The sequence below is a fragment of the Streptomyces macrosporus genome (assembly GCF_039533145.1).
GTDB lineage: Bacteria > Actinomycetota > Actinomycetes > Streptomycetales > Streptomycetaceae > Streptomyces > Streptomyces macrosporus.
Genome location: NZ_BAAASZ010000017.1, coordinates 99,607 through 124,500, shown reverse-complemented (window position 1 = coordinate 124,500; position 24,894 = coordinate 99,607). Strand labels below are relative to the sequence as shown.

Here is a 24,894-nt window from a genome sequence, read left to right as displayed (position 1 = left end):
CCGGCACACGTCTCAGGACGTGTAGAGCTCCTCGATCTCCGCCGCGTACATCTTCACGATCGCCGCCCGCCGCATCTTCAGCGACGGCGTGACGAGCCCCTGCTCCATGCTGAACTCCGCCGGCAGGATGCGGAACGCCCGGATGGACTCGGCCCGCGACACCGCGTTGTTCGCCATGGACACCGCCCGTTGGATCTCCGCGCACAGCTCCTCGTTGCGCAGCGCCCCCCGCGGGTCGGACGGGTTCTCGTCGTTCAGCCGGGACCAGTGCTCCAGCGCCTCGGGGTCCAGGGTGATCAGCGCCGCGACGTAGGGACGGTTGTCGCCGACCACCAGGCACTGCGACACCAGGGGATGGGCGCGGACGCGCTCCTCCAGCACCTGGGGGGCGACGCTCTTGCCGCCGCTGGTGATGATGATGTCCTTCTTGCGCCCGGTGATGACCAGATACCCCTCGTCGTCGAGGCAGCCCACGTCGCCGGTGGCGAACCAGCCGTCGCGCAACACGGCACCGGTCGCCTCGGGGTCGTCGAGGTACCCGGCGAAGACCACGTCGCCGCGCACCCAGATCTCCCCGTCCCGGGCGATGTGGACGGCGTGCCCGGGCAGCGGCCGGCCCACGGTGCCGTACCTGACGCGCCCCAGCGGCTGACCGGTCACCGCGGCGGTGGTCTCGGTGAGGCCGTAGCCGTCGTAGACCGTGACCCCGGCCCCCGCGAAGACCAGGCCGAGCTCGCGCCGGAGCGTCGACCCGCCCGACACGGCGTACCGCACCCGCCCGCCCAGCACCGCCCGCAGCTTCCGGTACACCAGACGGTCGAAGAACGCGTGCGAGGCCCGGAGCCCCGCGCCCGGGCCGGAGCCCTCGCCCAGGTCCCGCCGCTCCACGGCCTCGGCGTAGCGCACCGCGACGTCCGCCGCGCGGTCGAAGAGGTCGCCCTTGCCGGCCTCCACGGCGACCTGCCGCGCCTTGCGGAAGATCTTCTCGAAGACGTACGGCACCGCGAAGACGAAGGTCGGACGGAAGGACGCCAGGGCGGGCAGCAGCTCGGTGGGGGTGATGTCCGGCTGGTGCCCCAGCAGCACCCCGCAGCGGATGCAGAACACCTGCACCATCAGGCCGTAGACGTGCGACAGCGGGAGGAAGGCGAGGATCGACGGCCGCTCGCCCGGCTCGGCGAGGATGTCGGACCACCCGGCGAACAGGATGTCGCACTCGGCCGCGAGGTTGGCGTGGGTGATCACGCACCCCTTGGGCCGCCCGGTGGTGCCGGAGGTGTAGGTGACGGTGGCGACCGTCCGCGGTGTCACCGCGCGGCGGTGACCGTCCACCAGATCGTCGGGAACCTCCCGCCCCTGCTCGACCAGGTGCCGTATGCAACCGGTGTCGAGCTGCCAGATGCGCTGCAGCGACGGCGCCGCGTCGCACACCGCGCCCACCGTCATGGCGTGGTCCTCGTGCTCGACCACGATCGCCACCACCCGCGCGTCGGAGAGGATCCAGCGCACCTGCTCGGGGGAGGAGGTGGGGTAGACGGGCACGACCTGCGCGCCGATCGACCACAGCGCATAGCCGAACAGCGTCCACTCGTAGCGGGTCCGCGCCATCACGGCGACCCGGTCGCCGAACCGCACGCCGTCGGCCAGCAGGCCCTTGGCGAGGGCCAACACCTCGTCACGGAAGGCGGACGCGGTGACCGTGGTCCACTCGTCGCCCGGACCGTCGCGCCGGGCGAGTTGAGCGAACCCCGGCTCGCGTTCGGCCCTGTCGTAGACCGAGTCCGCGAGACCTCCCGCTCGCATGGGCTCCACCAGAGGAGGAAGACTGAAGTCGCGCACGGCACCCCCATCGACGTACTCCGCCGTGCCGCGTCCAGGCGGCAGAGAGCGAAAAATACCGGCCAATGTCCCTGCTGCCTAGGGGTTGATCAAAAGCGCGCTTCTGTGCGATTTGGGTGCCGTGGCGCCCGGCGGTCCGGAGCCCCGCGCACGCCGGGCGCCGCGCCTCACGGCCCCGTGGCGCCGTCGAGACGTTCCCGGAGCAGGTCCGCGTGGCCGTTGTGACGCGCGTACTCCTCGATCACGTGGATCAGGATCCAGCGCAGGGAGACCTCCCGGCCGCCGACGTGCTCCGCCTCCTGCTCCGAGAGCCGGCCGGAGTCCTCCGGCGAGGCGTCGGCGATCAGTTCGCGGCTCCGCGCGACCTCCGCGCGCCAGGCGGCCAGCGCCTCGTCGATCCCGCGGTCCGGGACGAGCGTGAAGCCGTCCCGCCCGCCCTCCTCGAACACCGGTGGCACGTCGAGGCCGGCGAACACCCGCTGGAACCAGTTGCGTTCGATCTCCGCCAGGTGCTGGACCAGCCCCAGCAACGTCATCGACGACGGCGGCACCGAGGCCTGGCGCAGCCGCTGGTCGTCGAGCCCCGAGCACTTGAGTTCCAGCGTCGCGCGGTGGAAGTCCAACCAACTCTCCAGCATGGTGCGCTCGTCGGCGCGCGGGGGCGGGACGGGGCGGCCGTCCGGTGTCGTGTTCACACCCGCCACCCTGGCACAGGACCTCGACGGACGGGACGGGGCGGGGTGCGGAATGCGCTCGCGGAGAACGGCGCTTGCGGAGAACACGCCGGGGGAGTTCCATCGAGCGAATGCGATCAGAGGACCAGGACGGTCGGGGCGCCGGCACGGAGCCGGCCCCGACCCTCGACACCACCGCCCCCGCCGCGGACCGCGGCGCCACCGCCCCCACCGCCGCCGAGGACCGCGGCGCCCGCCGGGCCGTCACCCTCTTCCCGCTGTTCGTGCTGCTCGCGGGCGTGGCCGGACTGCTGAGCCCGTCGTCCTTCGTCGGATGGGCGCCCTCGGTGCCGTACCTGCTGGGCGTGGTGATGTTCTTCATGGGGCTGACCATGACGCCGCCGGACTTCAAGGAGGTGCTGCGGCGCCCCGGGGCGGTCGCGCTGGGCCTGGCCGCCCAGTACGTGATCATGCCGGGGACCGGCTGGCTGGTCGCCAAGGCGCTCGGCCTCCCTCCCGAACTGGCCGCCGGGGTGATCCTGGTGGGCTGCGCCCCCGGTGGCACGGCGTCGAACGTGGTGACGTACCTGGCGCGGGGGGACGTGGCCCTGTCGGTGTCGCTGACCAGCGTCTCCACCGTCGTCTCGCCGCTCCTCACGCCCGCGCTGACGCTCGTGCTGGCCGGCGAGTACCTGCCCGTGGACACCGGGTCGATGGTGGGTTCCATCCTCAAGACCGTGCTGCTGCCCGTCCTCGCCGGCCTGCTCGTACGGCTGTCGGCCGGCCGGCTCGTCACCCGCGCGCAGGCCGCGCTGCCGTGGCTGTCGGTGCTGGCCATCGGGGTCATCGTCGCGATCGTGGTGGCGGGCAGCGCCGACGCCCTCGGATCGGCGGCGGGGACGGTGTTCCTCGCCGTCGTCCTGCACAACGGTCTCGGCCTGGCCCTCGGCTACGCGGTGGGCAGGCTCGGCCGGCTCGGCGATCCGGCGAGCCGGGCCCTGACCTTCGAGGTCGGGATGCAGAACTCCGGCCTGGCCGCCTCCCTGGCGTCGGCGCACTTCAGCCCGGCGGCGGCCCTGCCCGCCGCGGTCTTCTCGGTCTGGCACAACGTCTCGGGCGCCCTGGCCGCGGCCTGGTTCTCCCGCCGCACTCGCCCGCCGGCGGAGGAGGCGGAGGAGGCGGGGGACCGGACGTAGGGTCGCCCCCCTTCCGGTGGGCCGGCACCGGCCCACCGGAAGGGGGCGGCCGAGGTCGACCGGCAGGTCTCCGGGCGTTCGACGGGGTCGACGGCGTCCTCGCCCCGGAGCACCGCCGTACACGGCCCGCGCCGCGGTCGCGCTGTGCGGGGCGCGACCGAAGAGGGAGAATGGGACGTGTCAGGGCACACGTGATCGATGTGCGAGGGGTGGCGACGATCATGGCAGAGCACCCGCACGCCGCGCTGGTCCGCAGGGGGTACGAGGCCTTCGGCCGACAGGACATGGACACCCTGCGCGACATCATGGCGAAGGACGCCACGCACCACGTCCCGGGGAACAACTCGCTGTCCGGCGACTTCAAGGGGCAGGACGCCATCCTGCGGATGTACCGACGTCTGGGCGAGGAGACCGACGGCACGTTCCGGGTGGAACTGCGCCACCTGCTGGTCGACGGCCGCGGGCACGTGGTCTCCCACCACCGCATGACCGGCGAGCGCAACGGCAGGACCCTCGACGCGACGGGCGGGATCGTCTTCCGCGTCGTGGGCGACAAGATCACCGACCTGGACGAGTGCGTCGAGGACCTCGACGAGCTCGACGAGTTCTGGGCCTGACCCGATCCCCGACCCGAGGCGGCCACGAGCCGTGGCCGGAGCCCGGTCGGACGCGGGGCCGGCGCCGGACGCCCCGACGTCCGTGGCGTGAGCGGTCCCGGCGGACCGTGACCGCCGGTGGCCGGGCGTCCCGAGCGTCCGTCCTCGCCCGCCGGGATGTCGCGGCCGCCTCGTGAGGACGGTCGCCGACATCCCGGCGATCCCACCGGTCCGAGACCGGCCGGTGCGCGGCCCGGTGCGGCCGGGGAGACACCGTCACCGACACGGAGAAACCGCCGCCTCCGCCGGAGCGGCGGACGCGGAGGGGTGTGTACTCCGCCGTGTTCGCCGAGAGTTCGGTCGGCGGAGCGCGTTCCGTCGTGTGCGCGCCATAGTCCACACGGTCCCCGTCATCGTCCACAGGGGGCTTCCTAGCATCGTCTCGAGTCGCCGCGCGGTACCGGCACAGACGCATGCATGCGAGTCCCCCACCCCCCTCTTCGGACGGAGATTGCCATGCGCAGGACGAGCGCACGGGTCAAGATCGCCAGCGCCCTGGCCGCCACGGCCGCCGCGCTGACCCTCACCGGCGTCAACGCTCTCAACGGTGTGGCCGCGGAGGCCGAGTCGCCGCGTCCCCTGGCGGCCAACCAGCCCATCGGCTTCGGCGCCGGCACCACCGGAGGCGCGGGCGGTGCCACCGTCACCGTGTCGAACGCCAGTCAGTTCACCGAGGCCGTGAAGCGCACCGAGCCGCTGGTGATCCAGGTCAACGGGACCGTCAACCTGAGCAGCATGACGAAGGTGACGTCGAACAAGACCATCATCGGCGTGGGCACCTCCGGGAGGATCACCGGAAGCGGCCTCAACGTCAGCAAGGTCAACAACGTGATCATCCGGAACCTCACGTTCTCGGGGTCGAACGACGACGCGATCAACGTCGAGTACTCCACCAAGGTCTGGATCGACCACAACGACATCTCCGACGCCAACGACGGCGCGCTCGACATCAAGCGCGCGTCGGACAACATCACCGTGTCGTGGAACCGGGTCCACGACCACGACAAGACCTTCCTGCTGGGGCACTCCGACAGCAACGGCGGCGAGGACACCGGCAAGCTGCGGGTGACCTACCACCACAACTGGTTCGACGGGACGAACCAGCGTCACCCGCGGGTCCGCTTCGGCAACCCGGTCCACGTGCTGAACAACTACTACAGCAACATCGGCAGCTACGGCGTGGCCTCCACCGAGAACGCCGGCGTGCTGGTCGAGGGGAACTACTTCGAGAACGTCGAGGACCCCTTCCACCGCGGTGAGGGCTCCTCGGACGTCGGCGGACTCCAGGCGAAGAACAACCACTTCGTCAACTCCGGCTCGGGCGAGACCGGTGGCTCCGTCGCCCCCATCCCCTACGGCTACACGCCCGACGCGGCGTCCGGCGTGAAGTCGATCGTGACCGCGGGGGCGGGCGTCGGCAAGATCTGACCGGATTCCCCCCACACCGCTCGGGCAAGGCAGACGTGCCGTCTGTCTTGCCCGAACGCGTACCCGCCGCTATCGTCCTGCGACCCGACGGGCACGTACCGACGCGGCAGGGGGGCCGTCTCCGACCGACGAACGAGGCTGTCCATGGCGGAACGCGGACCCGCACCGGCGTGGCGGGACGAAGCGGAGCGGGACCGGCCCACCATCGGGCTGGTCACGGCCAACATCCACCTGGGCGTCGGCGCCACCCTGTGGTCCGGGGTCCTGGCGGCGGCCGAACGCAACGACGTCAACCTGGTGTGCTTCCCCGGCGGGCCGCTGCGGCCCGCCGGGGCGCCGCGCACCGCGCTGTACGACCTGGTCGGCCCCGAGCGGCTGGACGGCGTCATCTGCTGGACCTCCACCCTGGGCCTGCCCGCCGCGGACGACGAGCGGGCCGCGCGGCTGGTGGCACGGCTGGGGGAGTTACCGGTCGTCAGCCTCAACCGGGCCCTGGAGGGCCACGAGACGCTGCAACTCGACAGCTACGCGGGCATGCGGGCGGCCGTCAGCCACCTGGTGAAGGACCACGGCCGCCGCCGACTCGCCTGCGTGCGGGGACCGCTGGCCAACCCCGTCTCCCGCGACCGCCACCGCGCCTACACCGAGGCCCTGGCCCGGCACCGCATCCCCAAGGACCGGTCGCTGGTCGTCGCCTCGGCGGACTTCGGCGGCGGGGCCGGCGCCGCCGCGATGCGGGTCCTGGTCGACGTCCGCGGGCTGCTGCCGGGCCGCGACTTCGACGCGGTGGTCGCCTGCAGCGACGTCCTGGCCGCCGACGCCCTGCGGTTCCTGACCGGGCGCGGGGTGCGGGTGCCCGAGGACGTGGCGGTCGTCGGCTTCAACGACTCGCTGGAGGCACGGCTGGCCGACCCGCCGCTGACCTCGGTCGCGCTGCCCTTCGCCGAACTCGGCGCGCTCGCCGTGGACACCCTCCTCGCCCGGCTGCGGGGCACCCCGCCGCCCGCGCGGAGCGCGGTGTCGGGCACCCTGGTCGTCCGCCGCTCCTGCGGCTGCCACTCGCCCCTGGTCGCCCAGGGGGCCGGACCGGAGGCGCCGCCCGGCGACGGCACCCTGCCCGAGGAGCTGTTCCCGGACCTGCCGCGGCACGGCCCGGCGCTCTCCGCGGCGCTGCGCGCGGACCTCGCCGGCGCGGCCGACCCGGGCGGGAGGTCCGGCAGCGCCTTCCTCTGCCTGGTCGAACGCCTGGTGGGGAACCGGGTGCGGACGGCCGAGGACGCGGCCGACTGGGACCGCTCGCTGCTGCGCGCCCGGGACCTGGCCGTCCCCGCCCTGCCCCCCGGAGCGCGGGTCCGGGCCGAGCGGCTGCTGGGCCAGGCCCGGTTGATGGTGGCCGACAAGTCCCACCGGCTGCTGGAGTACGACCGCTGGACCGACCAGCAGAACTCCCGCCGACTGCGCGAGCTGGGCACCGCGCTGACCACCGCCGTGGACCTGGACGACCTCACCGGGGCGCTGGCCCGCCACCTGCCCGGCACCGGCGTGCCCGGGTGCCGCCTGGTGCTCTACGAGGACGGTCGGCCCGCCGCGGGCGGCGAGGGCCGTCCGCTCGCCCGGCCGGTGCCCGCGCCCGGCGAGCGCCCACGGCCCCGGCCGGGCCCGTACGGCACGGCCCCCGACGACCCGTACGCCGTCCCCTACCCGGCCGAACTGCTGTTACCGGACGGGCTGTTGCCCGAGGACCGCCGATTCACCCTGATCGCCGAACCGCTCCACATCGGCGACGAGCACCTCGGCGTCGCCCTCTTCGACGGGGGGACCGGGGGAAGCGCCGCGCACCGGGGCGCCCTCTACCGGGCGTTGGGCGACCAGATCAGCGCCGCGCTCAAGGGCATCCGGCTGTTCGACGAGGTGCGCCGCGCCCGTGACGCCGCCGAGCAGGCCAGCCGGCTCAAGACCCGACTGCTGGACAACGCCACCGACGAACTGCGCACACCGGTCGAGGCGATCCTGCGGCACACCCGGCCCCCCGACCCCGCCCACGATCCCGCCCCCGGCGTTGACGCGGGTGCCGACGCGGGCGCCGACGCGGGGGCCGCCGCGCTGCGCCGCGCGCACGAGGACGCCTCGCGCCTGCTGCGGCTGATCGACGACCTGCTGGACCTGTCCCGCTCCGAGATCGACGCCCTCGACCTGTCCCGGCGGCTGCTGGACCCCCGCCCGGTGCTCGCCGAGGCGTTCCACAACGCCGCCTGGAACCGTCCCGCCGGCGCCGACTGGCACCTGGCGCTGCCCGGTCGCCTCCCCGCGATCCGGGCCGACGCCCCCCGGCTGCGCCAGATCGTCCTCAACCTGCTGACCGCCGCCGGACACCTCGCCGACGGCGGACGGCTGCGGCTGACCGCCGAGGTCCTGCCCACGCTGCTGCGCGTCCGCGTCGTCGCCGGGGGACTGTCCGTGCCGCCGGCGGAGGCCGAGCACCTCTTCCAGCCCTTCGCCTCCGGCGAGCCCGGATCGCGGCTCGGCCTGGCCATCGCCCGGCGCCTCGCCGTCCTCCACGGCGGATCGGTCACCCTCGACCGCGGCCCCGCCGGCGGCGGTTTCCGGCTCGACCTGCCGCTGCCCACGCCGGTGGAGCCCACCGGCCCCGCCGCCGGGAACGATCCGGGCGCCCGCACCGTGCTGGTCGCCGCCACCACCGCGCCGCCCCCGGAGGTCACCGCCTTCGCCCGGCGGCAGGGGCTGCGGCTGCGCCGGCTGGGCCCGGACGACGACCTGGCCTCCCTGGTCGCGCGGAGCAGGCCCTGCGCCGTCGTCTGGGACGCCGACGGGGCCCGTCCGCAGGAGTGGGCGTCCGTCCAGCGGCTGCACGACCACCCGGCGCTGCGGCACACGCCCTTCCTCCTCTACGGCCCCGTCTCCGGCCCGGACCTGGACCAGGCGCTGCGCGCCCTGCGGCCGCCGGGCCCGACCCGGCCCGCGGTGGTCGTGGACGCCTCCGCCGCCGGCCGCGAACGGTGGCGGCGGCTGCTGGCCGGGGTGCTGCCGGGCCGCACGGTGCGCACCGCCGCGGACGGCACCGCCGCCCTGGCCCTGCTGGCGGAGGACGCCCCCTGCCTGCTCGTGGTCTCCCGGGACCTGCCGGACATGGACGGCTTCGACGTCGTGGAGGGGACGGTCGAGGGGATGTGCGACGGCGCGGGCCGCTCGGACCTGCCCGTCCTGATGGTCGGCGACCGGGGCTTCACCGACGACGACGTCCGCCGCGCGGAGCCGCACCCGGGCATGGTCTTCCTCGGCCGGGACATCCTGACCGAGGCGGAGACCGCCGCCCTGCTGACCGCCATGGTGCGGCGCCCCGAACCGGCGACCTCCCGCACCCGCGCCCCGGTCCGCCACGCCCTGGCCTACCTGGAGCAGCACTACCGCCACCGCATCTCGCGCTGGCAGGTCGCCCGGGCCGTCGGAATCAGCGAGGACCACCTCAGCAGGCTCTTCCACCGCGAACTGGGGGTGCCCCTGTGGGAGTACCTGACCCGGCTGCGCGTCCAACGGGCCAAGGAGCGGCTGCGGCACAGCGGCGACAGCGTCCAGGCCGTCGCCCGCGCGGTCGGCTTCCACGACCGCGCCTACTTCAGCCGCGTCTTCCGCAAGGTCACCGGCATCGCGCCGCACGCCTACCGGGAGGCCTCGTAGACCGGGCCGGCGCACGGGCCGTCCGCGCACCCGGGCGGTCCGGGGGGGCGCGGAGCGGTCCGGGCGGGGCTCACGCCCGCTGCCGCGGCCCCGGTACGACGTCGGTCGCGGACTCCGGCCGGTGACGTGTTTGTCCACGCGGAGGCCGGGTCACCCGGGGGGGCGTAACACGCACGGGCCGGTGCGGCACGGTCGCCGGCCCGGTGGACGGAAGAGAGGCGATGGCGATGACCACGATGGTCAAGGACATGCTGCGGACCTATCCGGCCGATCTCGGCGGCGTCAACCGCGGGGCCATGGAGCGCTGCATCTCCGAGTGCTTCGACTGCTCGCAGGCCTGCACGGCCTGCGCGGACGCCTGTCTGTCCGAGGACATGGTCGCCGAGCTGCGCAAGTGCATCCGCACCAACATGGACTGCTCGGACATCTGCGAGGCCACCGGCAAGATCCTCTCCCGGCACACCGGCTACGACGCCAACATCACCCGCACCCAGCTCCAGGCCTGCGCCATGGTCTGCAAGTCCTGCGCGGAGGAGTGCGAGCGCCACGCCGACATGCACGAGCACTGCCGGATCTGCGCCGAGGCGTGCCGCCGCTGCGAGCAGGCGTGCAACGAACTCCTGGCCACCCTCTGACGGTTCTCCCCGGTGGACACCCGGCGACTCTCCGCGGCCGGGCGTCCACCCGCCCCGTACCCGAGGTCCCGCGCCGTCCGGCCCGCGCCCACGAGCACACCGCCCGACCGCTCCGGGCGGTCGTCCGCGAGGTCCCCGGCCCGCCCCGGCGAGGAGCGAGCCCGGCCCGAGACGGGGCTCAGGGCAGGGTGAGGACGCGCGGGCCCTCCTCGGTGATCGCCACGGTGTGCTCGAAGTGGGCCGCCCTGCTGCCGTCGACCGTCCGCAGCGTCCAGCCGTCGGCGTCCGTGCGGTAGTCGTCGCTCCCGCCCGCCATGAGCATCGGCTCGATGGCCAGGACCAGGCCGTGGCGCAGCGGGAAACCCCGGCCGGGACGCCCCCGGTTGGGCACGGAGGGGTCCTCGTGCATGCGGCGGCCGATGCCGTGACCGCCGAAGTCCCGTGGCGTGCCGCAGCCGGCCGCCCGGACGACGGAGCCGATGGCGTGGGAGATGTCGCCGACGCGGTTGCCGACGGTCGCCGCGGCGATGCCCGCGTCGAGGGCCTCCCGGGTGGCCTTGATCAGCTCCAGGTCGGCGGGGCGCGGGGTGCCGACGACGAAGCTGACGGCGGCGTCGCCCGTCCAGCCGTCCAGCTCCGCGCCGCAGTCGATGCTCACCAGGTCGCCGTCGCGCAGGCGGCGGCCGTCGGGGACGCCGTGGACGATCGCGTCGTTGACCGACGCGCAGATCACCGCGGGGAACGGGGTGGGGGCGAAGGAGGGCCGGTAGCCCAGGAAGGGCGAACGCGCGCCGGCCTCGTCCAGGACGGCGCGCGCCGCCTCGTCCAACTCCAGCAGGGACACCCCGACGCCGGCCGCGTCCCGCGCGGCGGCCAGCGCGCGGGCCACGACGCGCCCGGCCTCCCGCATGGTCTCCAGTGCCGTGTCGGTCTTGATCTCCACCATGTGCCGCGCTCCCCGCGTCCCTCGCCGCCGCACCCGCGACGGAATCCAATTCTTATACCGGTATTAGTATCACGGTCATGGTGAGAACTCCCCTGACCCCGTGGGAACGCGCGCGGGGGGAACGCCTGGGCGCGCTGCTGCGCCGGGCCCGCGGTGAACGCAGCATGATCGAGGTCGCCGCGGCGGCCGGGGTGTCGGCGGAGACCCTGCGGAAGATCGAGACCGGCCGGGCGCCCACCCCGGCCTTCTTCACCGTGGCCGCCCTGGCCGCCGTGCTGGGGACGTCCCTGGACGAACTGGCCGCCGCCTGCGTGCCGGAGGACACCGGCCACGACGAACAACGGGCGCTGTCGGCCTGAACCGCCCCGAGCCACCGCCGAACCCTGACCGGCGCCCTCCCTCAGCGGTGCGCGGCGAGGTCCAGACGCCAGTCGTTGCCGCGCATGAGGCGGCCCGGTGGGAACTCGACGTCGCACTCGCCGACCAGCGAGAAACCCGCCTTGCGGCAGGTCGCGTTCGAGGCGGGGTTGTCCACCGAGGGGAAGGCGTGCAGGAACCGGTGCCTGCGCTCCGCCCCGGCACGGGACGCGACGGCCCGGGCGGCGGCGGTCGCGATGCCGCGGCCCTGGAACTCGGGCAGGACCTTCCAGCCGGTCTCGTAGACCGTCCCGCCCCGCCAGGGGCGCTCCCAGTAGCCGATGGTGCCCACCGACCACCCCTCCGCCCGCCCCTCCGGGAGCAGGACGACGCGGAACATGCACCCCGCGCCCGTGGCGGCGCCGGCGGACATGGCCAGGTACCGCCGGTGGCGGTCCAGGACCTTCGCCTCGGTCTCCGGGCCGCCCAGGTGCTCCGTCATCTCCGGCGTGTTGGTGCGCCGCAGCAGGGGGAGGTCGTCCTCGCCCCACGGCTCGATCCGCACCCGCGGCGGTGTGTTCGGCTGTGACATGCGGTCACCCTAGGGCCGGGGTGCGACACCGGAGCCGGGTACGACGGGCCGGCGGAGAAAACCGGGGGACACGCCGGGACGCGCCTGTGAGCATGTGGGGCGTGGACGCCCTGTGGAACAACGCCTCGTGGGACATCGCGCCCCTGCCCGTCGGCCACCCCGACTCGGCCGCCCTGCTGCGCGCGTACTACGACGACATCGTCGGCCGCCATCACGGCCGCCCGGTCACGGACGCGGAGCTCGACGAGGTGCTCGCCGAGGAGCCCAGCGACGACCTCACCGCCCCCACCGGGCACTTCCTGGTGGGCCGGTACGGGGGCCGGCCCGCCGGATGCGTCGGGCTGCGCGTGCTGGACGCCGAGACGGCCGAGCTGACCAGGCTGTTCGTACGCCCCGAGGCGCGGGGCACCGGCGGGGGGCGGAGGTTGCTGGAGGCGGCCGAACGCGCCGCCCGCGAGGTCCTCGGCGCGCGGGTGATGCGCCTGGACACCCGTGGCGACCTGGTCGAGGCCCGCGCCCTGTACGCGCGGAGCGGATACGCGGAGATCCCGGACTACAACGGCGCGCGGTACGCCGAGCACTGGTTCGAGAAGCGGCTCGACGAGCGGACCCGGGAGAAGATCCGGGAGAAGGAGGACCGCCCCTCCCGTCCCCGCGGCCGGTGACGCCTACGACCTCGTCGCGGACCCGGCGCTCCCGCACGCCCGGACGCCGGGGCGGTGGCCGGGCCGGGCCTCCCCGGCCGTGTCGGGGGAGACGGGACGGGCCGCCGCCACGCCCTGCAGCACGCGTCCGGTGACGAGCTCGGGTTCGATCCGTACGTGGATCCCGTCCTCGACGGGCGCCCAGGCGACGGGTCCGCGCCGGGCGAGCCGCTCGGCCTCGTCGGGGTCGGTCACCAGGGCGGCGCGTCCGGTGACGACCACGCTCCACCCGGAGCGCGTCGCCTCGTCGAAGGAGTCCACCTCGAAGGCGACCACGCCGCCGTCCACCGCCCGGGCCATCCGGGAGGCGGCCGAGGTGCGCAGGACCACCGCGTGGTCGTGGTCCACCAAGAAGTGGACGGGAAGGACGGCGGGCAGCGCGTTCTCGGTGTAGACCACACGTCCCAGAGGGACCTGCGGCAGCAGGCGCAGGCACTCCCGCCGGGCGAGTTCGCGGAAGCCGTCGTGTCGGTGCACGTCCCCATGGTGCGGACGCCGCCGAGGGCGCGGATAGGGCCGGTCGGTCCCCATCCGGGACGGAAATCCCCATCCGGGACGAAAGAGGACACCGCCCCTCCGCGCGGACGCCGAGGAAGGGCGGTGCCGGAGCGGAGCCGGCGGTGTGCCGGCCGGGGGCGTCAGCGGGAGGGGCGCGCGGAGGACGGACCGTGCGGCGGCGGGGCGGCCCGGGTGGCGATGACGGCGGCCTGGACGCGCCGCTCGACCCCGAGCTTGGCCAGCAGCCGGGAGATGTTGTTCTTGACCGTCTTCTCCGACAGGTAGAGCCTCTGGCCGATCTGCCGGTTGGTCAGCCCCTCGCCGATCAGGGCCAGGATGTCGCGCTCGCGGGGGGTCAGCGAGGCCGGCACGGCGTCCCGCGGTTCCTCGGCGGCCCCCTGGGTCTCCTGGACGCGCAGGCTGTTCATCAGCCGGGCGGTGGTGGCCGGATCGAGCATGGACTGCCCGGAGGCGACCGTGCGGACGGCGGACACCAGGTCCGAGCCCTTGATCTGCTTGAGGACGTAGCCGGCGGCGCCGGCCATGATCGCGTCCAGCAGGGCGTCGTCGTCGTCGAAGGAGGTGAGCATCAGGCAGGCCAGCCGGGGCATGCGGGACCGCAGCTCGCGGCAGACGGTGATCCCGTCGCCGTCCGGCAGCCGCACGTCCAGCACGGCGACGTGCGGGCGCAGGGCCGGGCCGCGCGTCAGTGCCTGCTCGGCCGTGCCCGCCTCGCCGACCACCTCGATGTCGGGCTCGGCGTCCAACAGGTCGCGCACGCCGCGCCGCACCACCTCGTGGTCGTCCAGGAGGAACACCCGGATCGGTGACCGGGGGGAGAACTGCCGGGCCTGGGTCATACCGTTCCTTCACGCCGTCGGTCGGGGCGCACGCGTCCCCGACCCCCGATCGTGCCCTCCGGGGTCCGTCCGACGCCAGGGCCGAACGGCCCGTCCCCCGCGTGTTCCGGAACGCCCCGGAGCGGAGCCGGCGGAACCGCGGGACCGGCGGGCCTCGGAAGCGCGGGCTCAGGACGGCGGGCCCGCCACGGGCGGCGCCGGACGGCGCTCCGGAACGGAGGGGCGGACGAGGTCGAACCCGACGTCCACGACCCCTCGACCGCGCGGGCCATCCGGGCCGCCACCGGTACCAGGGCCGTGTCGCGGACGCGGCGGGTGAAGACGACCACGCCCTCCGACACCCGCACCCCCACCTCCCCGTCCGGGAAGAGGGGGACGGACACCTCACGGTGCACCTCCCGGGCGATGTCCTCGTCGGGCCTCAGGAAGACCCGGAGCAGGTCGCCGCGACCGACGACGCCGACCAGCGCGCCCCCGGCGTCCACCACGGGCAGCCGCTTGACGCGCCTGCGCGCCATGATCCGGGCCGCCTCGGCCAGGGTCGCCCCGGCGCGGACGCAGACCGCGGGCGCCGTCGTCGACTCGCCCGCGGTCACGGCCCCCGCCCGGGCCTGCTCCTGCGGGTGCCGCACCTGCTCCATGCGGCCGGGGGCGCTGCCGCGGCACGCCTCCTTGGGCAGCGTCCGCCTCGGAGACCACGCCGACGACGCGGCTCCCGCCCTCCAGGACCGGCAGGGCGCCGATCCCCCACTGCTCCATGAGCGCCACGATCTGCTTGAAGGGGGCGTTCCGGCCGATGGCGACGACGGTGTGGGTCGTCACGTCGTCGACGATCCACGGGGTGCCGTCCATGGTGTCCTCCTCGGGTCCGGTCACGGCCGGGACGGTCCGGATGTCCGCGCGCCTCACGGACGCGGGCCGCTGCCGTGCGGCCCGTACAGGTCCAGCAGCCGGGTGCGGGCGCTCTGCAGCCGGTGCGCGACGATCTCGGCCACCTTGGTGGAGATCGCGCGCCCCAGCACCGGGTCCTCCTCGCACAGTTCCCGCACCCGGGCGGCGTCGAACTCCACCGCCCGCACCGGGCTGAGCGCCTCGGCGCCCAGGTGCCAGGTGTAGGGCGGGAAGAGCCACGACCAGCCCAGCAGGTCGCCGGGCGAGAGGGTCTCGACGACGGCCGCGCGGCGGCCGGGCACGTGGAGGTCGAGCGTGACCGAACCGGTCCGGATCACCCAGAACCGGTCGGCGCGGCGGCCCTCCTCGAAGATCCGGGCGCCGGCGGGGAAGGACACCTCGCGGGCGAACTCCATCAGCCGCGCGCGTCCCTCGGGGGGCAACGCGCCGAACAGGCTCGTGGGGGTGGAGATCATGGTGGGCCTCCCGTCCGATCGGTTGCCGTACGCGGGGGGCGCTCGCGTCCCGGGTGGGAGGCGGGGCCCACCGTCATCGTCGAGCGGCTCCGCCCGACGGGGCAGGGCCGGACGGGTGCCGGCCGCGGGACCTTCGGCCCCCGCGTCCGGGCCCGCAGGCCCCTCCGTCCCGCGGTACCACCGCGGGACGGAGGGGATGCGCCCGAACGGCGGGCTGATTCCGGGCCGCCCGCCCCCTGCGGAGGGCGGCCCGGGACCGCCGCGAGCCGTTCGGCCCGCGGAGCGGGACTTGTGGCCCCTGCTCTTCCTGGGTACCCGGGGCGATCGTGGGCACGGAAGCGGCGGAGAGCCGTCCCGGAAACGGAGGTGTGTGATGGCGCGTACGGTCACCGTGGGCGTGGACGGCTCGGGCGAGAGCCTGGCGGCGGCCGATTGGGCGGCCCGGGAGGCGCTGCGGCGCGAGGTGCCGCTGCGGCTGGTGCACGTGAGGGAACCCGACCCCTTCACCACTCCGGACTCCTTCGCCGATCCCGAGACCCGGGAGCACTGGGCCCGGCGGATCCCGCGCGAGGCGGCGAACGACCTCGCGGCCCTGCACCCGGCGCTGGAGGTCACCACCGAGCAGCTCACCGGCCACGCGGCCGAGGTCCTCGCCGAGGTGGCCAAGGACGCCGAGCTGCTGGTCATCGGCACCCGGGGGCTGGGCGTCGTCGCCGGTTTCCTGATCGGTTCCGTCGCCCTGACCACCGTGGCCCGCGTCCCGTGCCCGGTCGTCCTGGTGCGGGCCGGGACGACCGACGAGCACGCGCGGAAGGAGACCGGGGACGCGGCCGCCCACGGCCCCTACCGCGACGTCGTCCTGGGGGTGGAGCTGTACCGGCCCCGCGACGACCTGTTCTCCTTCGCCTTCGAGGCCGCCGCCCGGCGCGGTGCCGCGCTGCGGGTCGTCCACAGCTGGAACCCGCCGCTGGTCTACGGCATCGACCCCATCGCCGTCGACCCCAAAATGGCCACGGACCTGGCCCGGGAGAGCTCCCGGGCGCTGCAGGACGCGCTGCGCCCCTGGCGGGGCGAGTACCCCGACGTCGAGGTGCGGGCGGAGGCCGTGGTCGGCAGGCCCGCCCGCCATCTGCTGGAGGCCGCCAAGGACGCCTCCCTGGTGGTCGTCGGCCGCCGCAACCGCCGCTCGCCGGTGGGCTTCCACGTCGGACCGGTCGCCCACGCGGTCATGCACCACTCGCCCGCCCCCGTCGCCGTCGTCCCGCACGACTGACGCCCGGCGCCCGGGGCCGCGACCGCCCGGTGGGGACCGGACGGCCGCGACCACCGGCCCGTCCCGGTGCGGACGGCGGAACGTCGCGGCGCCTCAGGGCGTGAACGTCTCCAGGTGGTCGACGACCACGAAGCGCGTGCTCGGGCTCGCCGCCCGCACCGCGTTCCGCAGGCCCGTCAGGCCGCCCCAGTCCACGGCGGGTTCGTCCAGCGGCTCGTCGACGTCGTCCCAGTGCGTGGGGACGACGTACGGCGGGTGGTCCAGGCAGGACAGCAGGCGCGGCACGTAGTCGTGCACGGTGGCGCCGCCGGGCTGGATCATCGCCAGGTCCGGGGACAGGCCGGCGAGGTCGGCGGCGCTGAAGTTGGACCCGCCGAAGTTCACCACGGTGAAACCGGTGGCGTCACAGGTGATCGCGTACGCCAGGGTCCCGCCCTCGACGAGGTCGGCGATGGTCTTCGGCCGGGGCGGCGGGCCGCCGGGCCGGGTGCCGGGGAAGGGAACCCGCGCCCGCGCGCCGGTCATGGAGTGGAGGGAGCGCAGCACCCGGATCGAGTAGCCCTCCAGTTGCAGGTGCTCGCCGCCGCTCACCACGGAGAGCCGCCCCTCCAGGGCGTCCCGCTCCTCGGGCTCGGCCAGCGCGAGCAGCAGGTTGGCGTGGCTCTCGGTGCCGAGGACGGTGGCGTCGGTGGTGGCCGCCAGGTGGGGGACGTCGGGCAGGTGGTCGTAGTGGCCGTGGGTGACCAGGATCTGGTCGGCCCGCAGCCGGTGGCGGTCGATGGCGTCCTTGTCGACGACCAGCTCCGTCGTCGGGTCGGCGCCCGCCTCGGTGTACGTGCCGGTGCGGAAGCGGGTCAGCCAGGGGTCGATCAGCACGGTGGCGGGGCGCTTGCCCGGCCGCGCGACGCGGATCTCCCAGCCGTTGTTGCCCAGCCAGCGCAGCCGCACGCCCGAGGTCCCCGGCTCGGTGCGGGCGGAGCGGGGCCGCGCCCGGTCGGCCGGCGCGTCGGACGCGACCGCCACGCCGGCGGCGGTCAGCCCGGCGGCGGACAGACCGGCCGCCGAGGCGCCGAGCAGCCCGCGCCGGGACACGGAGGAGGAGGGCGAAGATCGGAAAAGGGATCGCATGCGGGGCATCAGAGCACGCGGACCGGCGGACCGTCCAAGATCGAAAACCGCTCCCGGCGATACCGGAATCGGTATCGTCCCTGCGTGGACCTGCTGCGACACCTGAGGTACTTCCGGGCCGTGGCCGAAGAACTTCACTTCGGACGGGCGGCCGAACGGCTCGGCATGGCACAGCCGCCGCTGAGCCGGCACATCCGCGGCCTGGAGGAGGAACTCGGCGCGCGGCTGTTCGACCGCACCTCGCGCGGTGTGCGGCTGACCCCCGCGGGGGAGGTGCTGCTGGCCGAGTCGGAGGAGCTGCTGGCCCGGGTGGAACGCGCCCGGAGCCTGGTCGCCCGTGCCCACCGCGGCGAGTACGGCGTCCTGCGGGTCGGCGTGCCGCCGGAACTGCCCGGGCGCGTACTGGCCCGCGTCCTGACGGCCTTCGCCGCCGAGGCCCCCGACGTGCAGGTGGAGCTGCGGGAGTTCGGCACCGCCGAGCAGGTGCGGCTGCTGACGGGCCGGGAGTTGGACGCCGGCTTCCTCCAACACCCGGTGGAAACGGCCGGATTGGTGAGCGAGCCGGTCACCGACCTGCCGCTGGGGGTCGTCCTGCCCCGCGACTCCCCGCTCGCCGGGACGGGCCCGCTGACCCTGGCCTCCCTCGACGGCATCCCCCTGGTCCTCTTCCCCCGACCGGCCGCGCCGGGCCTGTACGACGCCACCCTCGGCGCCTGCCGCGCCCGGGGCTACCACCCGCCCCGGGTGGTGCACGCCGGCAGCCCGGAAGTGGTGCTGGGGCTGGTGATCGCCGGCCGCGGCGTCGCCCTCGCGCACGCCGCCGTGGCGCGGAAGGAGCCCCGCGTCCTGTGGCGCCCGCTGGAGGCGGACGCGCTCGCCTGGCCGGTCTCCTTCGTACGGCCCGCCGCCGCGCCCCACCCGGCCGCCCGTCGCCTGGCGGCCACCGCCACCGCGGTGCTGCGCGCCGAGGCCGCGGAACTCTCTCCCGGCGGCGCCGTCTCCCCGAACCCGCCGGGCGCGCACGGTGGTTCGGGGGAGTCGGGCACGCCGGAGCCGGACGGCGTACCGCGCCCCTGGGACGTGGTCTACGCGGTGCGGCGGGACGACGACTGACCGCAGCAGCCGCGCAGTTCCTCCACCGCCACGCGTCCCGCCGCGCCGATCGCCGCGTCGAGGTCCGGGCGGCGTTGGCCCAGGGAGCGGGTCTCGGCGAACACGGCGACCGCGTACCGGCCGCCGTCCGGGTAGGAGACCACCCCGATCTCGTTGCGGACGCCGGGCAGGGTGCCCGACTTGGCCGCGACGGCGACCTCCTCGGGGAACGCCGCCTCCAGCCGGTGCCGGCTCACCTGGAAGCCCATCGCCTCCCGCACGCGGGCGCAGGCCTCCGCGGGGCCCGCGCGGTCGGTCCAGATCAGGGTGAGGAGCCGGGTGGCGTCCCGGGCGGTGCCGCTGTTCGTCCTGAGCGGGTCCAGGGTGGGCAGGGCCCGTATCCGCTCGGGGGAGAGCGTCGGGTAGACGGCGGCGAACGCGGCCGGATCGGCGGCGCCGACGTCCTCCAGCACGCTCTCCAGCAGGGCGCGGGGCGATCCGACGATCCGGGTGCGCTCCATGCCCAACTCCCGCACCAGCAGCCGCACGGTGTCCACGCCGACCCTCCGGAACAGCACGTCGGCGGCGGTGTTGTCGCTGACCGACAGGGCGAACAGCGCCAGGTCCCGCAGGCTCATCTCCACGTCGTCCCGGCACCCGGCCGTGCCCGTCCCGCCCAGCCGGTCCTCCCGCCGCACCACGACCCGCTCGGCCGGATCGAGTTGGCCGTACGCCGCCTGCCGGGCGAACTCCAGCACCAGCGGCACCTTGACGACCGAGGCGAGCACCGCCGGCTCGTCCGGCCGGACACCCGTCCGGCGCCCGCAGTCCACGCAGCACGCGTGCAGCCGCACCCGTGCGCCCAGCGCGTCGAACCCGCTCTCCACGTCCCCTGTGCACGCCATGTCGACCATCCGGCCATCCTGCCGCACCGCCGCGCGCCGTCTCCGAGCCGTCACCGCGCCGGGCGCACGTGACGCCGGCCCGGCACGGGAACCGGGGCGCGACCGCGCACCTGCCCGGCGGGATCACCCGGCACCGTCGGAGGCCCCGGCGCCGAGGGGACGTCCGCGCCCGGACCGGAGGCGTCCGATCCGGGCGCGGAGGCGTGGGCGCACGGAGGCGCGGGCGCGCGGAGGCGCGGGCGCGCGGGCTCAGCGGATGTGCCGGCCGGAGATGGCGCGGGCGATGACCAGCCGCTGGATCTCGCTGGTGCCCTCGAAGATCGTGTAGATCTTGGCGTCCCGGTACATCCGCTCCACCGGGTGCTCCCGGCTGTATCCGGCACCGCCGAGGATCTGGACGGCCTTCTCCGTGGCGGTGACGGCCAGTTCCCCGGCGCGCAGCTTGGACATCGAGCCCTGGCCCGCGTCGAAGGCGCGGCCGTTGCGGGCCATCCAGGCCGCCTGCCAGATCAGCAGGCGCACCGCCTCGATCTCGGTCCGCAGGTCGGCCAGGGCGAAGGCGACGGCCTGGTTCTCGACGATGGGCCGCCCGAAGGCCACCCGCTCGCCCGCGTACTCCAGGGCGTACTCGTAGGCGGCGCGGGCGATGCCGAGCGCCTGCGCGCCCACGGTGGGGCGGCTGACCTCGAAGGTGGCCATGGCGGCCTGGCCCTTGGCTCGTCCGCCCTCCCGGGCGCGGGCGAGGCGCGCGTCCAGCTTCTCCTTCCCGCCCAGCAGACAGTGGCCCGGCACCCGGACCTCGTCCAGGAAGACGTCGGCGGTGTGCGAGGCCCGCAGGCCCAGCTTCTTGATCTTGCGACCGCCCTCCAGTCCGGGGGTGCCGGGCGGGACGATGAACGCGGCCTGGCCGCGGGCGCCGAGCTCGGGCTCCACCGAGGCCACCACCACGTGGACGTTCGCGATGCCGCCGTTGGTGATCCACGCCTTCTGACCGCTGATCACCCACTCGTCCTTGGCCTCGTCCCAGCGGGCGCGGGTGCGCATGGCCGAGACGTCGGAGCCGGCGTCGGGCTCCGAGACGCAGAAGGCCGCGACCTGGGGGTCGTCCTCGTCGCCGAAGCACTGGGGCACCCACTCGGCGAGCTGGTCGGGGGTGCCGGCGGAGAAGATGCCCGCGACGGCGAGCGAGGTGCCGAACAGCGCCATGCCGATGCCGGCGTCGCCCCAGAACAGTTCCTCGTTGGCGATCTGGAGGGAGAGGCCGGAGGGGTCGCCGTACATGTCGGCGAGGGACTCGAAGCCGTACAGGCCGATCCGGGCGGCCTCCCGGATGACGGGCCAGGGGGTCTCCTCCCTCTCGTCCCATTCGGCCGCGGCCGGGCGGACCACGTCGGCGGCGAAGCCGTGCACCCAGTCGCGCAGGTCCCTCTGTTCCTCGGTGAGGTCGAGCGAGAAGCCACTCATGCTGTTTCCCTTTTCGCTTCCGTGCCGTCGGTGTCCCCGGTCCCGCTCACGCCTTGGGGATGTCGAAGTACCGGGTCAGGCCGGAGGCCAGGCCGATGTCGCCGGCCAGCTTCAGCTTGCGGGTGATGAACATCGTCACCGGGTTGGCGTTGCCGGAGACGAGCTTGAGGAAATCGGCGTCGCCCATGGTCAGCGTGGTGCGCGGGGCGGCATCGGTGCGCCCCTCGCGGACCGTGCACGTCCCGCCGGCGATGGTGGTCTCGTAGACCACGTCGCTCTCCCCGGTGATCTTCCACCGGATCAGGGCGTCGAGCGAGCCGGCGCTCTCCGGGCGGAACTGCCGCTCCATCCGCCGGAAGACCTCTCCGAGCACGCGCCGGCGCAGCTCGCCGCGCATGATCTCGTCGATCTCCCTGGTGGACAGGCCCTTGACGATCCGGGCGAACTCCTCGGGGGAGACGGCCGCGAAGTCGAGGCCGGCCAGCTCGTCCCTGACGCTGTTGGCCATGGGGCACCCCTCACTTCTTACTCTAGAGTAAGTTTACTGATGGGTAAGATTACGTCATGGTAGGTAGGCTGGCAAGGTGAGCGACAAGCGCAGGCGGAGGGTCCCCCGGCAGGTCCGGGAGCAGCAGATCATCGACATGGCGGTCCAGGTCTTCGCCAAGCGCGGGTACCACCCCGCGTCGGTGGACGAGATCGCCGAGATGGCCGGGATCTCCAAGCCGATGGTCTATCTCTACCTCGACTCCAAGGAGGGACTGTTCCTCGCCTGTCTGCGCCGCGAGGCGGAGCGGCTGGTGGCCGCCTTCCAGGGGGCGGCGCGCGGCGTCGGCTCCCCGGAGATGCGGCTGTGGGCGGGGCTCTCGGCGTTCTTCGCCTACGTCACCGAGCACCGGGACAGCTGGGTGGTGCTCCACCGGCAGGCGTCGGAGCTCAGCGAGGCCATCACCGAGGAGGTCGCCCGGGCCCGCCGCGCGGTCATGGCGGAGGTGGCGGGCCTGGTCCGCGACGGCCTCGCGGAGGCCGGCGGATCGGCCCGACTCGGCGACGAGGAGGCCGACTTCGTGGCGCACGTGCTCGTGGGCGCGGCGGACTCGCTCACCGACTGGATGGAACGCCACCCCGGCGAGACCCCCGAGAGGGTCACCCGGCGCCTGATGAACATGGTCTGGGTGGGCATGCGCAACGTGCTCGGGGGAGAGCTCTGGGAACCTCCGGAACCGCCGCGGGCCCCGGAGGCCCCGTCGGACGAGGGGTCAGTCGAGGGGTGAGACCTCGCCGCGCAGGTGCTCGCGCCCCCCGTCGTCCCTCCGCACCCCGAACTCCCAGCCCGAGCCGGACCGGGCGGCGGTGAAGCGCACCCGCGCGGGCAGCAGGATCGGCGCCCGGAAGGCGACGTCCACCCGGTAGGCGTCGGGGAGGCGGTCCTCCAGCGCCGCCAGACAGCGGGCCTTGGTCCACATGCCGTGCGCGATGGCGCGGGGAAAGCCGAAGAGCCGGGCGGCGAGCGGGTGGAGGTGGATGGGGTTGCGGTCGCCGGAGACGGCGGCGTAGCGGCGTCCCACCGAGCCGGGCACCTCCCACCGCTCGTCCAGGACCGGACCGTCCGCCTCCCGGGGGCCGCCGGTGGAGACGTCGGTGCGCGGCCGGGCGCCCTCCGCGCCGCGCTCGCGGCGCAGGTACGTGCTGACGGACCGCCAGACCACGCCGCCGCCGTCCTCGGCCTCGGCCACCACGTCGAAGGCGGTGCCCTTCGGGTGCGGACGGAGCCGGTCGGCCCACACCCGGTAGGTGAGCCGCTCCCCGGCCTCCACCGGCCGCAGCCGCTCGACCCGGTTGGCGATGTGGACCAGGCCGAGCAGCGGCAGGGGGAAGTCCGCCGCGGTCATCAGCGACATGGCCAGGGGGAAGGCCACGATGTGCGGGTACGTCGCCGGCAGGCGGGAGGAGGCGGCGAAGCCGCAGACGTCGGCGTAGCGGCGCAGCCGGTTCGGATCGGCCGCCACGTCGCGCAGCACCAGCCGCCGGGCCGGGACCGGACCGTCGCCGCGCCGGGACAGCAGCGCGCGGGCGTACAGGGAGGCCGTGCGGGGAGCGGACCGCAGCTCCCGCGTCCCGGGCTCTCCGGCGCCTCCGTGCTCCGGGGTCGCCACGTCCCTCACGCTCCCAGCAGGGACTGGCCGCACACCCGCAGCACCTGGCCGTTGATCCCGCCGCTGCCGGGCGAGGCGAACCAGGCGACGGCCTCGGCCACGTCGACGGGTTGCCCGCCCTGCCCGAGACTGTTCATACGGCGTCCGGCCTCCCTGACGAACAGCGGTATCGCCGCCGTCATCCTCGTCTCGATGAAGCCCGGGGCCACGGCGTTGACGGTGATCCCGCGCTCGGCCACCGTCGGCGCCAGGGCCTGGACCAGACCGATCAGACCGGCCTTGCTCGCCGCGTAGTTGGTCTGCCCCACGTTGCCGGCGATGCCGCTCATGGAGGAGGTGCACACGATCCGGCCGCCCTCGCGCAGCACGGACCCGCCGGAGTCGTCCGCCTCCAGCAGACGCTCCGTCAGGCGCTCCACGGCGGTGAGGTTGACCGCCACCACGGCGTCCCACCGGTCGGCGTCCATCCGGCCCAGGGTCCTGTCACGGGTGATGCCCGCGTTGTGCACCATCACGTCCAGTCCGCCGTGGTGTTCGCGCAGGTGTCCCACGAGCGTGTCGCCGGCGTCGTCGGCGGTGACGTCCAGCGGCAGCGCGTCCCCGCCGATCCGCTCCGCCACCGCGCGCAGCTCCTCCGCCTGGCCGGGGACGTCCAGGCAGACCACCGTCGCCCCGTCCCGGGCCAGGGTCTCGGCCACCACCTCGCCGATGCCCCGTGCGGCGCCGGTGACCACGGCGACCTTGCCGTCGAGCGGACGCTCCCAGTCGGCCGGGACCGCGACCGGGCCGACGGGCTCGGCGACGCGGACCACCTGGCCGGAGACGTAGGCCGAGCGGGCCGAGAGCGCGAACCGCACGGTGGACTCCACGGCCCCCTCCGCGCCCGGCGCCACGAGCAGCAGGTGGGCGGTCGCCCCGCGCCGCAGCTCCTTGCCCACCGAGCGGACGAAGCCCTCCAGCGCGCGCTGAGCCGCCGCCTCCCGCGCGTCGCGGGCCAGTTCGGGCGGGGTGCCGACGACCACCACCCGGCCGCAAGGGGCCAGGGAGCGGACGCGCGGGTGGAAGAAGGCGTGCAGGGCGCGCAGTCCGGTGCTGTCGGTGATGCCGGTCGCGTCGAAGACCAGCGCGGCGGGGGAGTCGCCGCTGCCACCGGCGGCACGCTCGGCGGACGGCAGCGAGGCCACCACCGCGCGCAGCGGTTCGGTCATCCGGCCGCCGTCGGCGCCCTCCACGACGACGGGACCGGACAGGACGGGACGGCCCGGTCGGTGACGTTCCAGGACTTCCGGGCGCGGCAGGCCCAGGCGCTTGGCGAGGAAGGCGCCCGGACCGGAGGACGTCAGTTTCTGGTAGCGATCGACCATTGATTTCTCCTTACGCATGAGTAAGTTTACTCCGAAGTAAGTAGAGGGGTTTCCTACCACAAGG

General features: G+C 74.6%; 23 protein-coding genes and 1 pseudogene. 10 read left to right on the top strand and 14 right to left on the bottom strand.

The features are described from left to right. Positions 1-12: 12 nt before the first annotated feature. A complete protein-coding gene (locus ABD335_RS09010; RefSeq protein WP_344321604.1) occupies positions 13-1,803 on the bottom strand; it encodes an AMP-dependent synthetase/ligase in 1,791 nt (596 codons plus the stop codon). A 203-nt stretch (positions 1,804-2,006) separates the two neighbouring features. Then, positions 2,007-2,534, bottom strand: a complete 528-nt coding sequence (locus tag ABD335_RS09005; protein WP_344321603.1) for a DinB family protein — start codon at positions 2,532-2,534, stop codon at positions 2,007-2,009. 110 nt (positions 2,535-2,644) lie between these two features. On the opposite strand from ABD335_RS09005, the gene ABD335_RS09000 reads away from it, so the two are divergent. From ABD335_RS09000 to ABD335_RS08980, 5 genes are all read left to right on the top strand, one after another. Then, on the top strand, positions 2,645-3,709 hold the full coding sequence (locus tag ABD335_RS09000) for a bile acid:sodium symporter family protein (RefSeq protein ID WP_344321602.1): 1,065 nt from the start codon (positions 2,645-2,647) through the stop codon (positions 3,707-3,709). Between the two features lie 221 nt (positions 3,710-3,930). Further along, the gene (locus ABD335_RS08995) at positions 3,931-4,326 is read left to right on the top strand and encodes a nuclear transport factor 2 family protein (RefSeq protein ID WP_344321601.1); all 396 of its coding nucleotides are present in this window, start codon (positions 3,931-3,933) and stop codon (positions 4,324-4,326) included. 495 nt (positions 4,327-4,821) lie between these two features. Beyond that, positions 4,822-5,793 (top strand): pectate lyase family protein, encoded by a 972-nt coding sequence (locus tag ABD335_RS08990; protein ID WP_344321600.1) that lies wholly within the window; start codon positions 4,822-4,824, stop codon positions 5,791-5,793. Between the two features lie 144 nt (positions 5,794-5,937). Then, entirely contained in the window at positions 5,938-9,489 is a 3,552-nt protein-coding gene (locus ABD335_RS08985) for a substrate-binding domain-containing protein (RefSeq protein WP_344321599.1), read from the top strand. A 227-nt stretch (positions 9,490-9,716) separates the two neighbouring features. Beyond that, entirely contained in the window at positions 9,717-10,124 is a 408-nt protein-coding gene (locus ABD335_RS08980) for a four-helix bundle copper-binding protein (RefSeq protein ID WP_344322104.1), read from the top strand. A 178-nt stretch (positions 10,125-10,302) separates the two neighbouring features. Here the strand turns inward: ABD335_RS08980 and map are convergent, their stop codons facing one another. After that, complete coding sequence (gene map / locus ABD335_RS08975; protein ID WP_344321598.1) at positions 10,303-11,070, bottom strand: type I methionyl aminopeptidase; 768 nt, start codon at positions 11,068-11,070, stop codon at positions 10,303-10,305. A gap of 77 nt (positions 11,071-11,147) precedes the next feature. Between map and ABD335_RS08970 the strand changes: the two genes are divergently transcribed. Beyond that, positions 11,148-11,429 (top strand): helix-turn-helix domain-containing protein, encoded by a 282-nt coding sequence (locus tag ABD335_RS08970; RefSeq protein WP_344321597.1) that lies wholly within the window; start codon positions 11,148-11,150, stop codon positions 11,427-11,429. Between the two features lie 41 nt (positions 11,430-11,470). Here ABD335_RS08970 and ABD335_RS08965 read toward each other — a convergent pair whose 3' ends face one another. Beyond that, positions 11,471-12,019: a GNAT family N-acetyltransferase gene (locus ABD335_RS08965; RefSeq protein ID WP_344321596.1), complete on the bottom strand. Its 549-nt coding sequence runs from the start codon at positions 12,017-12,019 to the stop codon at positions 11,471-11,473. A gap of 101 nt (positions 12,020-12,120) precedes the next feature. Here ABD335_RS08965 and ABD335_RS08960 point away from each other — a divergent pair, with 101 nt between their 5' ends. After that, on the top strand, positions 12,121-12,684 hold the full coding sequence (locus ABD335_RS08960; protein ID WP_344321595.1) for a GNAT family N-acetyltransferase: 564 nt from the start codon (positions 12,121-12,123) through the stop codon (positions 12,682-12,684). Between the two features lie 3 nt (positions 12,685-12,687). Here the strand turns inward: ABD335_RS08960 and ABD335_RS08955 are convergent, their stop codons facing one another. From ABD335_RS08955 to ABD335_RS08940, 4 genes and pseudogenes are all read right to left on the bottom strand, one after another. Then, positions 12,688-13,200, bottom strand: a complete 513-nt coding sequence (locus ABD335_RS08955) for a pyridoxamine 5'-phosphate oxidase family protein (RefSeq protein WP_344321594.1) — start codon at positions 13,198-13,200, stop codon at positions 12,688-12,690. A 161-nt stretch (positions 13,201-13,361) separates the two neighbouring features. Then, positions 13,362-14,081 carry a response regulator gene (locus ABD335_RS08950; RefSeq protein WP_344321593.1) on the bottom strand — a complete coding sequence of 240 codons (720 nt, stop codon included), beginning with the start codon at positions 14,079-14,081 and terminating at the stop codon, positions 13,362-13,364. A 168-nt stretch (positions 14,082-14,249) separates the two neighbouring features. After that, positions 14,250-14,933, bottom strand: a pseudogene (locus ABD335_RS08945) (CBS domain-containing protein). 53 nt (positions 14,934-14,986) lie between these two features. After that, the gene (locus ABD335_RS08940) at positions 14,987-15,448 is read right to left on the bottom strand and encodes a Crp/Fnr family transcriptional regulator (protein WP_344321591.1); all 462 of its coding nucleotides are present in this window, start codon (positions 15,446-15,448) and stop codon (positions 14,987-14,989) included. Positions 15,449-15,821: 373 nt separating this feature from the next. Between ABD335_RS08940 and ABD335_RS08935 the strand changes: the two genes are divergently transcribed. After that, positions 15,822-16,721, top strand: coding sequence for a universal stress protein (locus ABD335_RS08935; protein WP_344321590.1), 900 nt, complete (start codon positions 15,822-15,824; stop codon positions 16,719-16,721). A gap of 93 nt (positions 16,722-16,814) precedes the next feature. Here the strand turns inward: ABD335_RS08935 and ABD335_RS08930 are convergent, their stop codons facing one another. Then, positions 16,815-17,849 carry an MBL fold metallo-hydrolase gene (locus tag ABD335_RS08930; protein ID WP_344321589.1) on the bottom strand — a complete coding sequence of 345 codons (1,035 nt, stop codon included), beginning with the start codon at positions 17,847-17,849 and terminating at the stop codon, positions 16,815-16,817. An 84-nt stretch (positions 17,850-17,933) separates the two neighbouring features. Between ABD335_RS08930 and ABD335_RS08925 the strand changes: the two genes are divergently transcribed. Next, positions 17,934-18,962, top strand: coding sequence for a LysR family transcriptional regulator (locus ABD335_RS08925; protein ID WP_344321588.1), 1,029 nt, complete (start codon positions 17,934-17,936; stop codon positions 18,960-18,962). On the opposite strand, the gene ABD335_RS08920 is transcribed toward ABD335_RS08925, so the two are convergent. The 3 genes from ABD335_RS08920 to ABD335_RS08910 form a co-directional block, all read right to left on the bottom strand. Further along, complete coding sequence (locus ABD335_RS08920; RefSeq protein ID WP_425583579.1) at positions 18,935-19,855, bottom strand: serine hydrolase; 921 nt, start codon at positions 19,853-19,855, stop codon at positions 18,935-18,937. The genes ABD335_RS08925 and ABD335_RS08920 overlap by 28 nt on opposite strands. Positions 19,856-20,095: 240 nt before the next feature. After that, positions 20,096-21,310 (bottom strand): acyl-CoA dehydrogenase family protein, encoded by a 1,215-nt coding sequence (locus ABD335_RS08915; RefSeq protein WP_344321586.1) that lies wholly within the window; start codon positions 21,308-21,310, stop codon positions 20,096-20,098. Positions 21,311-21,356: 46 nt separating this feature from the next. After that, the gene (locus ABD335_RS08910) at positions 21,357-21,818 is read right to left on the bottom strand and encodes an SCP2 sterol-binding domain-containing protein (RefSeq protein WP_344321585.1); all 462 of its coding nucleotides are present in this window, start codon (positions 21,816-21,818) and stop codon (positions 21,357-21,359) included. 76 nt (positions 21,819-21,894) lie between these two features. On the opposite strand from ABD335_RS08910, the gene ABD335_RS08905 reads away from it, so the two are divergent. Continuing rightward, entirely contained in the window at positions 21,895-22,584 is a 690-nt protein-coding gene (locus ABD335_RS08905; protein WP_344321584.1) for a TetR/AcrR family transcriptional regulator, read from the top strand. Here the strand turns inward: ABD335_RS08905 and ABD335_RS08900 are convergent. Together ABD335_RS08900 and ABD335_RS08895 are read right to left on the bottom strand one after the other, a co-directional pair. Further along, the gene (locus tag ABD335_RS08900; protein WP_344321583.1) at positions 22,570-23,466 is read right to left on the bottom strand and encodes a MaoC family dehydratase; all 897 of its coding nucleotides are present in this window, start codon (positions 23,464-23,466) and stop codon (positions 22,570-22,572) included. The genes ABD335_RS08905 and ABD335_RS08900 overlap by 15 nt on opposite strands. A gap of 5 nt (positions 23,467-23,471) precedes the next feature. Continuing rightward, complete coding sequence (locus ABD335_RS08895) at positions 23,472-24,830, bottom strand: 3-oxoacyl-ACP reductase (RefSeq protein WP_344321582.1); 1,359 nt, start codon at positions 24,828-24,830, stop codon at positions 23,472-23,474. Positions 24,831-24,894 lie beyond the last annotated feature (64 nt).